Source organism: Borrelia recurrentis A1 (genome assembly GCF_000019705.1).
Lineage (GTDB): Bacteria > Spirochaetota > Spirochaetia > Borreliales > Borreliaceae > Borrelia > Borrelia duttonii.
This window is the reverse complement of sequence record NC_011255.1, coordinates 23028-35315: the sequence shown is the minus strand read 5'-3', so window position 1 is coordinate 35315 and position 12288 is coordinate 23028. Positions and strand designations below refer to the sequence as shown.

The 12288-nt window shown below is 29.8% G+C and carries 7 protein-coding genes and 6 pseudogenes; 3 read left to right on the top strand and 10 right to left on the bottom strand.

The window, feature by feature from the left end:
• Positions 1 to 220 precede the first annotated feature (220 nt).
• Positions 221 to 376 carry a variable large family protein gene (locus tag BRE_RS06300; RefSeq protein WP_156768704.1) on the top strand — a complete coding sequence of 52 codons (156 nt, stop codon included), beginning with the start codon at positions 221 to 223 and terminating at the stop codon, positions 374 to 376.
• Positions 377 to 668: 292 nt separating this feature from the next.
• On the opposite strand, the gene BRE_RS06405 is transcribed toward BRE_RS06300, so the two are convergent.
• Positions 669 to 1916 carry a hypothetical protein gene (locus BRE_RS06405; protein ID WP_012539623.1) on the bottom strand — a complete coding sequence of 416 codons (1248 nt, stop codon included), beginning with the start codon at positions 1914 to 1916 and terminating at the stop codon, positions 669 to 671.
• A gap of 1135 nt (positions 1917 to 3051) precedes the next feature.
• Between BRE_RS06405 and BRE_RS06935 the strand changes: the two are divergent.
• Positions 3052 to 3140, top strand: a pseudogene (locus BRE_RS06935) (variable large family protein); the annotation flags it as partial.
• Positions 3141 to 3307: 167 nt separating this feature from the next.
• On the opposite strand, the gene BRE_RS05320 reads toward BRE_RS06935, so the two are convergent.
• The 9 genes and pseudogenes from BRE_RS05320 to BRE_RS05280 form a co-directional block, all read right to left on the bottom strand.
• Positions 3308 to 4348, bottom strand: coding sequence for a variable large family protein (locus BRE_RS05320; protein ID WP_049752034.1), 1041 nt, complete (start codon positions 4346 to 4348; stop codon positions 3308 to 3310).
• A 196-nt stretch (positions 4349 to 4544) separates the two neighbouring features.
• Positions 4545 to 5587, bottom strand: a pseudogene (locus tag BRE_RS05315) (variable large family protein).
• Positions 5538 to 6414, bottom strand: a pseudogene (locus tag BRE_RS05310) (variable large family protein). Before BRE_RS05310 ends, BRE_RS05315 begins: the two co-directional pseudogenes overlap by 50 nt.
• 162 nt (positions 6415 to 6576) lie before the next feature.
• Positions 6577 to 7281, bottom strand: coding sequence for a Vsp/OspC family lipoprotein (locus BRE_RS05305; protein ID WP_012539621.1), 705 nt, complete (start codon positions 7279 to 7281; stop codon positions 6577 to 6579).
• A gap of 241 nt (positions 7282 to 7522) precedes the next feature.
• Positions 7523 to 8447, bottom strand: a pseudogene (locus tag BRE_RS05300) (variable large family protein); the annotation flags it as partial.
• Between the two features lie 41 nt (positions 8448 to 8488).
• Positions 8489 to 8692: pseudogene (locus tag BRE_RS05295) on the bottom strand (phage portal protein); the annotation flags it as partial.
• Positions 8693 to 8840: 148 nt separating this feature from the next.
• Entirely contained in the window at positions 8841 to 9314 is a 474-nt protein-coding gene (gene bdr / locus BRE_RS05290; protein ID WP_012539620.1) for a Bdr family repetitive protein, read from the bottom strand.
• A 41-nt stretch (positions 9315 to 9355) separates the two neighbouring features.
• Positions 9356 to 10704 (bottom strand): annotated as a pseudogene (locus BRE_RS06865) (PBSX family phage terminase large subunit).
• A 12-nt stretch (positions 10705 to 10716) separates the two neighbouring features.
• Positions 10717 to 11256 carry a DUF603 domain-containing protein gene (locus BRE_RS05280; protein WP_012539619.1) on the bottom strand — a complete coding sequence of 180 codons (540 nt, stop codon included), beginning with the start codon at positions 11254 to 11256 and terminating at the stop codon, positions 10717 to 10719.
• Positions 11257 to 11457: 201 nt separating this feature from the next.
• On the opposite strand from BRE_RS05280, the gene BRE_RS05275 reads away from it, so the two are divergent.
• Positions 11458 to 12057 (top strand): hypothetical protein, encoded by a 600-nt coding sequence (locus BRE_RS05275; protein WP_049752031.1) that lies wholly within the window; start codon positions 11458 to 11460, stop codon positions 12055 to 12057.
• Positions 12058 to 12288: the final 231 nt, after the last annotated feature.

Here is a 12288-nt window from a genome sequence, read left to right as displayed (position 1 = left end):
AGCACTATTACCATCATTATTTCTAGCACTCTTACCCTGACTAGTAGATTGATAAAATTAAAAATGCTACAACTACAACTGAAAATATTAGTGACAGAGATATTAATGATTCTGGGAAGCTAATTACTTAATCATTACCCATGCATCAGCTTTAAATATCTCTTCAATAAACTCAGAAGCAGCTCTTTGCTCAGCACCATCCTGACTCCATTAAGAACATATGTTGCACTATCTTGACCTTTTTATAATACTATATAATAGAGAAAAAACTAATGCAAACTTTGCAGCTGCTGTTGCATTGAAGACAATGAGTAAGAAAGGTAAATTTGCTGCCTATAAGAGATCAAATATCTTAAAAAAATTCCATCAACATTAAATATAACAAAAATTATTGCACATATTAGAAAGTATTAAGAGAAAATATTCATAAAATTATTCAATAGATGATTAATATTTTATATTTAGCAAAATATCAAGGAATCGATCTTTATGATTTAATTTATTAGAAAAGCTATAACACACTATATTAGTCTTTATACCAAACCCCCACAAAAACCATAAGCTTTTTCTTTTTAAAGTGTTCATTATACCTTTAACAAGTTAAGATAGGCCCTACTCATAGCCTATCTTAATAATTTTTACTTACAACTTAATTTAAAAAATAAATTCTATCTAGCACCGGTAAGACTGTAAAGCAATGCTAATACTTGCTTTAACTCACTTTTAATTTTTGGAGATGATGCAATGGATGAACCGATTTCTTCATAGGATTGATAATTAGTTTTATTACTTTTTTGAACCTTTGATATTAAAGTCTTTATTTCTGTTTTAAGTCTATCTAATTTTGCCTTTGCTTGTAGGTCTTTTGCAAAACTACCAGGATATTCAGGAATATTCGTAAGAGCGTCAGCATTATTCAAACTTTCTTCAATTGCATTTAAAAATTTTGTTAGAGATTCTATTAATTTGTTTTTATTAAACTTAGACAGTTTTCTTTGAGACTTTTGTTTTTCATCACTTGTCGCTCTTATACCATAAATAGGGTTTAGCTTTGTTTTATGGAATTCAACTGTTCCCCAATCTTTTTTTATTTGTATAGCTAATTTAAATGCTTTTTTTACACTATCTTTGGTATTTTTTGAACGTAATTTATATTCCCTATCTAATCTCTCCTCTTCTTCATCATATTCATCTTTATCATATTTTTCTTCACTTTCCTTTTTATCATAGTTATCATAATAACCTTCATAATCTTCGTCATCTTCTTCATAGCTGTTCTCATGCTCGTTATCATAGTCATCATCATCTTCCTCATAATAATCCTCACTCAAACTGTTTTGTCCACTTAGCTCAGGTTCAGAGTTATATGCAGAATTATAAGTGACTTCAAAGAAGTTACTTGAATCCCAAATTTCACCTTGAATAGAACTACTTGAAGTACTTCCAAATCCATTTAGATATGAATTATGATGAATCTCAACAGATGTTGCTTCTCCGTCATCAACATTTGGATAATTTACTTCTTTCTCTGTGCCTCTAAGAGGTTTTCCCCCAGTCAAGCCATTTATAACATTACTATACACTTTTGAAACTTTAGTTATTGAATTTTCACTCTCTACATCTTGTTGTTTTTGTATTTTTGCTTCACCAGTTTCAAATGTTGTACTTGATAATGCAACTTGAATATCCTTTTGCACATCATTCTGAAGACCACTAGTTATATCACCTGATACCACATCTTGTGAAAACTTACCATTCTTATTACTACTAATAGACTTGGCACTAGCATCTAAGACAGAATGCACCTTATCAAACAAACCTAGAGATTTCTCTTTAATTTCATCGTTCATGAATAAATCACAATTGATAAAACTTAAAAGTAATCCCAAAGCCAAATATTTATTCTTGGATTTCATTTTCTTCTCCTTTTAAGTTAATAACAAAGATATAGCAATTTGAATAAAATTCAGACTGGATAAAACATATTTAGTGTGTAAAATAATAGTAATATCTTAAATTATAACATTTTATTACTATTAAATTACCTATTCCCTTATAACATTCAACATTATTTTAAATTCACCAAAAAAATTTTACTATCACTAATTACACACATGATACTATTACTTACACATCATCATCCAATTTACAAATTAGAAATCATACTTTGGTCAACTCCTCACTCATTATAAATGCTATTTATTTCCTAAAAAAACATAAGTTTAATATTATTTATATAAAACTTAATCGTATTCTCAAAAAATTATTTCTTGCAAATATAACTACTAAACATTTAGAATATATTTATTCTATTATTCTTTAATCTCTAAACAAAAAGGACAATTCTTACTTTTATGAATCCATTTTAAAACATCCAAAATACAAAAGTATCAAACTTGTAAGTAAGCCTACTTCACTCAATAGTCTTGAAAACTTAATTTTTATTAATTCATTTAAAATTTACATATAAATACTGCAAATAGTTTACACTTTTTTATAAACAAACACATTTATCCATAATCATTAGTACAAAAAATATTTTTAAAAATTAAACCTAAAAAAATGATTGATTTTACTACATAATAACATCTTAATGTTAAATAGTACAAATATTCCATTATCTGCATTCAATAACAAAATTTTAATATCACTAAACTTTTTTACATTTTTAATATACACTTATTAAGTAAGGTATTAGATTTTTGCGAGTTTCTGTATGTTTTTTTCTATACTAAAATTAACACTGTAAATTAGCATCATTAAATCTCTTCAAATGATTAAAGTATTTTGTGTAAATTAAAATTTGCTTTTATAATTTATTATCTTTTACACAATTGTATAACTATGAACAAACTATACTTTTATAATCATACAATCTTATACAATAAACTGAATATTTTTCATTAGAACATATGCATCAATCAAGTAACATATAATTAACAATTATAACACCTCCCCTCACGATTACAGAGAGAAGTGTGCACATTACATTTACATATATATAATTTATTAATCACCGTTTGGTTCTTCAATTAATGAAGTTGTAGGGATAAGGCAGCAGGAGTAAATTCGGTAAATAAGGTATTAGGGTATTGAATTTAATAATTAAGAAAACAGTAGCAAATAATTTAGAAAAAGTAAACTATAGCTACTAAATATAAACAGTATAAACTACGGTATAAACTTACACAAAGCAAATATAAAAAAGCAGAAATACTTACATACAAGGCATTCCTGCTTGTCAAAATTTATAAAAATCTTAACTCCCTAATAAATAATAGTTTAAGGTACTACAATACTATACTAATTAGGATTTTACTACACTACTAAAATCTTCTTTTATGCAATCATTAACATCTTTTAAACATTTATCAACTGTTCTTCTTATAGTAGACACTATCTCATTTACAGTTTTACTAACTGCTCCTATTAATACTGCATTCAGTCCTTCTGCTGGTACATTAGCATGAGTTGCCAATTTGCCATTCTTAGCCATTGCCCTTAATGCTAAACCAGCTGTTATTACTGACCCTTTCTCCCTAACATCAGCACCTGCATCTGCACTATTTTTAATAGCAACTGCAATGTCATAAGCATTTTTTGCAGCACTAATTTGGCCAGCAGGCGCATTTATTCCATTCTTAGCTGAATCAATTACTGCCAATATATCTGCACCACTTGACGAATTTAATGCAACATTAGCCGCTTTTAAACCAGTCGCATCAGCACTAGCAGTATCATTAAATAACTTTGCAATTGCTTTAGAGTCGGCAATTGTCTTATCAGCATTTCCTTTTGAATCAACTTTAACTTCCTTAGCTGCTTCATAGATCATATTAATTCCCTCAACAAGACTCTTGACACTTGCTATATCTGCCTGCACTGCATCCTCAGTACCATTAGCATTTCCGATTTTACCATTAGCGCCATCAGTAGCTTCCTTAAATTTTTTTGTTCCTTCAACTAACTTTTTCAAAATATTAACTGCATTAGTAATTACACTATCAACTTTGTCTTTCATTAAACTAAACTGCTCAGTTCCCTTAATACCTTCTAATTTGCCTTTAGCTACCTCTACTGCTTCCCCAATCTTTCCCAACCTCTCACCAACTTCTTTCTTAGTTGTATTTGAAGTAAGACCAAATGTATCTTTTAGTATATTTCCAAAAGATACAAAAACCTCCAAAAATCCTTCCCTTAAATGTGAAATTACTTCACCCAAACCTCCAATTCCTTGTGTTCCTTTTCCCTCTTCTCCTTTTACTCCCCCACTATTACATCCCATCACCACCATCAAACACATTATCATCACTATATTTATCATTTCACCTTTTATTCCTTTCTTCATTCTTTTTGCCTCCTTGTTTTTCTTCTTTTTCGCTTTTTTATAGCTTTTCTTTGAAGGATTAGAAGCAAAAAAATATGATTTATATAACACATACAACCTTGAAAATAAAAAAAGAGAGCTTTATTGCTCCCTCTACCAGCCTTTTTACCTAATAATTATCACATATGTCTATTATATATACTAACTAATTCACATATTAATTAGCCTTAACTTTAGCTTCAGAACCCTCTCCTTGCTTAATCTCTCCTAATACTTCACTAATCCCTTTTAATCCTTCATCTACTCTATTCCTGATTGCTATTATCAATGTACTTAATACCTTATTTTACCGCACTTGCTACTGCTCCATTGACTGCATTTGCATCTTTAGCATCACCATTTTTAGCCGCAAATTCTCCTCCCTTTGCCATACCTCTCAATGCTATCCCTCCTGCTATTACTGTATCTTTCTTTGCTGATTCCTCTTTAATCTCTTTCTTATCAGCAACAACTGGAGCAATTGCTATCTCTGCAGCATCTCCAGCTTTCTCAATTCCATTAGTACTATCAACTTGAGGATCTTCTTTTGACTTCGCTATCGCCCTCAATATATCAGACCCACTTACTGCTCCAATGTTTGCTGATGCTTTTGCAATATTTTCCTCTTTGGCATCAGCCTTACCAGCATCATTAACAAACAGTGTGTGTGCCAATATCTTTCTTATCATCCCCTGTTTTGTTAGCATCCGCACTACCTTCATTATCTTTCAACACTACTCCTACTATTGCAGTTATTCCTTTTAATAACGAAATAACTGAATTTTTGTCAGCTGCCACTGCTGCTTGTCCTGCACTATTAGCACCACCAATAGCAGTATCACTTGTAGCACCCTTTGCTGCCTCCTTTGCTCCCTCTTCGATCTTACTTATCGTCCCAATAAATTCCTCTACCTTACCTTTCACTTTTTCATATTTCCCATTCTCTTCCAAAATCTTCCCTAATTTCTCTTTCACTGTTTTCATAGTATTCTCAATCTTAGTAAAATAAGCTCCTATATCACTTTTTTTCGTATCCGCCTTTATTCCCAATGTCCCTGTAATCATATCCCAAAAACTCACAAAAACATCTAAAAATCCTTTACCTAAATTTACCATTTCACTTAAAAATACTTTCTCTGGATCCTTTACTCCTCCACTTACTCCCCCACTATTACATCCCATCACTATCATCATCAGCATTACCATTAGCAAACTTACCATTCTTTGCTATAGCTCTTAATGCTATAGCCCCTGCTATTCCTGCATCTTTTTTAGCAGTACCAGCTGCAGCATTACCATTAGCCAATTTTACAGCATCACCACCAGATTTAACCATAGCTTTTAGAATATCAGCACCAGTGACTGCTCCAACTGCTTTTGCTGCATCAGCCGCCACTTTCTTAGCCTTCTCAGCAGAATCACCAGCATTATCTGAAGCAAATAACTTACCCGCTTCATTATCAGCAGCATTACCCCCAGTTCTCACAGTAGAACCATCTGTAGCTTTCTTATCATCTCCAGCCTCAGCATTACCTTCATCTTTAAGCACTATATCTACAATTGATCCAATGCCTTTTATTAAGTTTGCAGTTTCACCTTTAATACCCACAGGAATTGTATGAGCAGCAACATTACCAATTAGTTCACTACCTTCTACTCCTATCGCATCACTTGCCTCCTTTGCTCCACCAATTATCTTATCTAGTTTACTCTCAACTAATGTTTTAACTGCACTCTCAATAGCCTCTGCATTAGGATTCTTTTCTGCCTTCATTTCAGCAACAATTTTATTAAGTCCATCCTTTATCTCTTGCACAGTACCCTGCACTGTCTTAAAATATTTCCCTACATTTGATTTCTTTGAATTAACATTCAATCCCGATACACTCCCCACCATTTCCCCAAAACATTCAAAAATTCATTACTCACATTAACTAATGACTGCAAAAATTTATTCTTCCTTCCTCTCCTCCAGCTACTCCCCCACTATTACATCCCATCACTATCATCACCATCATTACCATTATTCCCTTTACTATTCTATTCATTCTTACATTTTATTTCATTTTTTATCATACTATACTCTTGTCGATTCCTATTTTTTTTTATCTGTTTAACTATAAATAAAAAAGAGAGCTAAACATAAGCTAAGCTCTCTTCACCAACTTTTTTATAAAAAAATTTATAATTATACTCTATCTTCCTTATCATTAAGGATTAACAACAACATCTTTAGCAGAAGTTGTAAGCTCTTTAATTACATCCGATACAAAAGATTTAGCAGTAGCTAACAACCCATCGATTTCTATATTTAAATCAACAAGTTCTTGTGCGCCTTTAGTTTTAGAACCATTGTTCCTATCTATGGCTTCCTTTGCATTAGCACTAGAAACAGCTGCTGAAGCCACACCAAGAGTAGCATTTTCTGATTTCAATTTATTTAAAAATGCCGTACTTTTCTGCTTCGCAGAAGTAACTTTATCCTTCATCCCAACAAATTTTTCAGCTTTACCCTCCAATGTTGCCAATTTAGACTCCGCATCAGACATTATTTGATATGCCCCTGCAAGCAATGTTCCATTTAAATTATCATTATCATCTTGAAGACCACCTGCTTGAATTCTCTTTTTAATAGCTTTAGCCAACTCGTCAATAGATTTAACTAAAGTATAAACTTCCTTGACATCTTCTACAAAAACAACAGCCTCTCCTATCTTTTTACTTACTACCTTTAAATCAATTACACTCCCATCTCCCTTCCTTGCTTTCCCTTCCTCTCCTTCCTTTATTCCTTCCCCACTATTATATCCCATCACTATCATCATCACCATCATTAATATTACTACTCTTCTTTTTCCCTCTACTTTTTTATCTCTCTTCCCTTTTATTTCTCCTTCTTTTACTTCTCTCTTCATTTTCTTCGCCTCATTATTTTTTCTTTCTTTTTAGCTTTCTTACTAGCTTATTTACTTTTCTTTTATTTACTTAGCTTATCTTTTAAGAACTAGAAGAAAAAAATATGATTTATATAGAAATAATTTATATAACATACACAATACTGCAAATAAAAAAAGAGAGCCCTATCGCTCTCATTAACTAAGTTTTTATTTGAAAAAATTTAATTATATTCTAAATTGTACTAATTATCTTATTCTTTTATTCATTAATTTTGGCAACAGACCCTTCTCCTTGTTTAATCTCTCCTAACACCTTATTTATCTCTTTTAATCCTTCATCTACTGTATTTCTGATTGCTACTATCAATGTACTTAATACCTTATTTACTATACTTGCTACTGCTCCATTTACTGCATTTGCTGCTTTCTCTTCAGCCTTAGCCGCAAATTTACCACCTTTTGACATTGCTCTTAAAGCTATTCCTGCTGCTATAATAGAATCTTTTTTTACAGAATCACTAAGATCTTTATTATCTTCTTTCTTTGCAGATGCAATTCCTACTGCATTTTTTGCTTGATCAATACCAACATCATTATTAGCAGCCTCACCAGATTTAGCAATAGCTTTGCAATATATCAACTCCACTTACTGCCCCTATTGATGCACTTGCCGCTGCGGCTTGTGCTTCTTCACTATTAGCCTTGGCACCAAACAATTTACCAATTGATTTCTTCTCATTTTCTACTGTCTTAGTAGCTTCTGGATTACCCTCACCCTTTTTAAAAACTATTCCAACTATCTGTCTAATTCCTTTAACTAATGCATTTACACTTGTAACATCTGCTGGTGATGCATCCTGACCAGTAGCAGGAGCACCACCAATAGCATCACCACTTTCAGTCCCGCTTGATGCTATTTTAGCTCCTTCTGCTATCTTATCCAAAATCCCAGTAATAAATTGCTCAACAACCGTTTTAATTTTTTCATAATTCCCATTCTTATTTAAAATTTCGTTCAATTTTACTTTAGTAGCCTGCATAGTCTTCTCAATATCAGTAAAATATTTCCCAATATCTGATTTCTTTGTTTCCGCTTTTATCCCCAACGTCCCTGTAATCATATCGCCAAAACTCACAAAAACATCTAAAAATCCTTTACCTAAATTTGCTATCGAACCCACAAATTGTTACCTTTCGCCTACTCAACCATCACATCTCATCAATATATAATACAATTCAATAGTGCTTCTTTAAGTTTTACTTTTAGATTATCTAACATATCTTCAATACCACCTAAAGCAGTTCTATAAACAATTTCTAAGTTGATTCCATTGTGCAGGACGTCTTCTCCAACATTATTTATATAATTCCTGAAAAATATTGAATGTCTGTATAATTCATAAGAATTGATTTTATAATTGTATTTCATTATCTCTCCAACACATCAACCTTATTTAACCTTATTGAATATACAATAAATAATTATAGATCAATTATTTACTTTTGCTAAAAAAAGCAAAAATTATAAAAAATTGCAAAAAAATTAAACCTATTTTTTAGATAAAAGAAATATTTACTTATTTAAATATCAGAGTTAATAAAATTCCTATAGTTAAAGTAATAATGGTTCCAAACATCCAAGCATGCAATTTTAATTTACTATTAAGTTCCATTTTGTTCACTTCCATATCTTTTCTTATAAGAACAACTTCATGACTTACAGATGTAATATCTGATTTTAATTCGTCCCTTACTTTGTCAATTTTATTATCAAGCTCTGTAAATTTAGTATCAATTTTGTTATTTAAGTTATTTTCAATAATATCAATTTTATTATCAAGCTCTTTAATATCAGCCTTTAAACCACGCTCTAATATTTCCAGTTTAAGATTAAAATTACTTTCTAAATATTGAAGATCTTTAATAGTAAGTTCATTTTTATAGTATCTATAAGACAAATCGTCAGCAATCTCTCTATTAATACCCGCTTTTACAAGCTCATTTAGTACCATCTGCCTAGTAATTACAGGTTCCATTTGCATATACTCCATAAAGAATTTCCTTATATAATTATTATATAATAATTTATAAGCTAAATGAAAGTAAATTTAGTAAAATGTCGACTTCTATCACGATAATTTAAAGATATAATTAAATATGCTGCTGATAATGCATCAAGAGCATCATCATGAACTTTGCCATCTCCATTATATGAATAAATATTACTAAATACAGAACGACTACTATAATCTAATAAATGCATCTTGTTATAAGTAAATGGTGTTAATAAAGAAACAATTCTTGCGTATTTATCTGTTTTAGGTCTTGTTGGTGCAATTCTAAAATAATTTTGAATATTATCTCGAAGTCTAACATATTCACGTGTCAAAGCCCCAGATCCTTTAATATCATCTCTATCTTCAATATAAAGTGTATTAACATTTAAATTCCCCATTATTACCTTTATTGTATTCATAATATATGGATCAACAACTGGTTTCTGATCTTGAAATATAAATGCATAATACTTATCCGATACCTTCTCTAAAACACAAAGAGCAGTATTATCTCCACCACTACTATATGCTGAATCTAAATACGCTATAGGACTTTTAAACTCATAGTCTTTAATAAGATTAATATTACTAAATATAGAATCATTATTTGCAACCCATTCGCCAAATAGTACACTGGATTTATATGTTGGCAAGTTTTTACAAATTTCTTCTTGGGTCTTTATAAATTCCTTTGCGATTGTCTCATTATCATATGTTATAAAATTATATGTAGAATATACTGTGTTATTATCAATATAATCTATTTTAAAATAATGCTCTGGATGATCAGGATTAGTATCAAAAATAATAAATTCTGGTTTCATTCTCAGTCTCTTAAGCGCTTCTTTTAATATCTCTTTATGTAGTGTTGTTGCTTCATTAACATAAATAACAGCAGAATTCGATCATCTAAATCTTTCAAAATCTCTTACTTGATCACCACTATATAAATTAATTTTTAAAGAATCGCAAAATATGACGTATTTGAATATTTGGGAACAAAAGGTATTTTAAGTATATTAGCAAGCTTTTTAAACTGTCTTGTAACATTAATTTCTAATGATTTCTGTGAATTCCCTAATATAAAATTATTGGTATCTTTCTCATAAAGATGCCTATTTTTAAGTAAAGTTTTTAAGAATAAATAACAAGCCAAAAATGTTTTACCACCTGCAATCCCACCTGATAAAATAACTTCGTTTTGATTATTCTTTTCAATATTAAGTAACACTTTACGTTGTTTTTTATTTAAGAACTTTTTTCCAAAACTTTTAAAATCAACAACTACTGGTTTTGGTTTAATAAAAGACGCAATATCAATCCCAAATTTACGCTTATATTCCCTTTGCATAGACTTAAAAAGAGATAGATCATATATATTCATAAAATAATCCTTTTAAATTTTAAATTTAACTTGTGATTCAAAATCAGTTGCTTTTAATTTAAGCATAGCTTGATAATACAACTCCATTTTTTTAAATTCTTTTGCTCGTTTAACTTCGTCAAGTTCACATAGATTATTATTAAGATCTTGCTCGTCTTCATTATCAATTCCTTCTCTCAGTCTTTCAATTTTGCTCTCTAATACCTTTATTTCGTTATTGTATGATTTAAATTCCAAATCTAAATAACTATTAAATGAAGCAATAAATTCTAATCCCAATCTATTTCTAGACATATGAAGCTGGCTTCTAATACTACCTGATTGTGCATTATGCTCTGATGCACAAATTAACACATTATTTAGAGTTTCTTCACTAATTGTTACTTTTGGATGTTCTTCTAAATTATTGCTTTCTCTAGACTCCCATCTACGCCTTATTTTACATACATTAGCACGATTTACACCCATCTCTTTACTAATTTGTGCATCACTAAGCTTACCTTCATTAAAATACACAATATAATCATCAAATGATTTCTTGACTTTATTCATATCTCTTCAACCTTATAATTTAACAAAAATTAATTCAGCTTAACATAAACTCTATAACAAAATAATAATTTTACAAAATCAACTAAAAAAAGACTATAAACATATACTCAAATAAAAATATAATGTATAATTCGTAGAACGAGGAGAATATTTTATGAATAAAAAAAAGTATATTGATACTTTGCATTATATTATTTTTGTATGGTTGCAATTCAAAAAAACCCAACTCAAGCAAATGGTGATGCTTCCCAAATTACGAGATCTACAGATGAATCTACCCTACAAAAAATCAATTCAGATACTAAGGAAAAAAATAGATTTGATCTATTAATGTACGGGTTTGGTCTAGCACAAAAAAATCTCACAATAAAATATAAAGATAATGCAAAATCTCTAGATCCAATAAACAAATACGAAATCTTTCGTACTTGGATTTTAGATAAGGCACAAATACAAAAACAAAAAGAATTAAGTAAGGCCTTCATTAATGCATATAATTGTCTAGATAAGAAAGTAAAAACCCTTAACAATCATATGACTATTATGCAATATGTAGAAAATGCTTTTGCTCAATATTTATATAACGAATACAAAACCAGCCGTCAATATGATGCAAGGCTGTATGGAAATAAAACTGGAGGTTTCCCGGTTAACCATGTAAGCTCATTTTTTGAGTCTTTGATATATACACTAATTAAAGACCATGATACTAATGAAAAAAAATTTCAAATAATGAAAGACATACTTGAAGATAAAAATAGTAGAATCTATAAAAATATATCTAAATTATTGACAGACTAAAAATTATTAACAAAACAAATTATTAATCAAAAATAAGTAAACATTTAGCAACTACTAACTCGTAGTTGCTAATCAAATAATAATCAAGGTAATTCATACAATATAATAATCGCTATATATCTTCATTAAACATATTCATTATCGAATAATTAATATAAACGTTATATTTTATTACAATATGCAAATAATGATTTATATTGTTGACTATAAATAAACATTCATTAAATAAAA

Bases quoted from the DNA above. Each gene is read 5' to 3' on its own strand.
- BRE_RS06300 (WP_156768704.1), top strand. From the start codon at position 221: ATGTTGCACTATCTTGACCTTTTTATAATACTATATAATAGAGAAAAA.
- BRE_RS06405 (WP_012539623.1), bottom strand. From the start codon at position 1,916: ATGAAATCCAAGAATAAATATTTGGCTTTGGGATTACTTTTAAGTTTT.
- BRE_RS05320 (WP_049752034.1), bottom strand. From the start codon at position 4,348: ATGAAGAAAGGAATAAAAGGTGAAATGATAAATATAGTGATGATAATG.
- BRE_RS05305 (WP_012539621.1), bottom strand. From the start codon at position 7,281: ATGAAGAGAGAAGTAAAAGAAGGAGAAATAAAAGGGAAGAGAGATAAA.
- bdr (WP_012539620.1), bottom strand. From the start codon at position 9,314: ATGGAGTATATGCAAATGGAACCTGTAATTACTAGGCAGATGGTACTA.
- BRE_RS05280 (WP_012539619.1), bottom strand. From the start codon at position 11,256: ATGAATAAAGTCAAGAAATCATTTGATGATTATATTGTGTATTTTAAT.
- BRE_RS05275 (WP_049752031.1), top strand. From the start codon at position 11,458: ATGGTTGCAATTCAAAAAAACCCAACTCAAGCAAATGGTGATGCTTCC.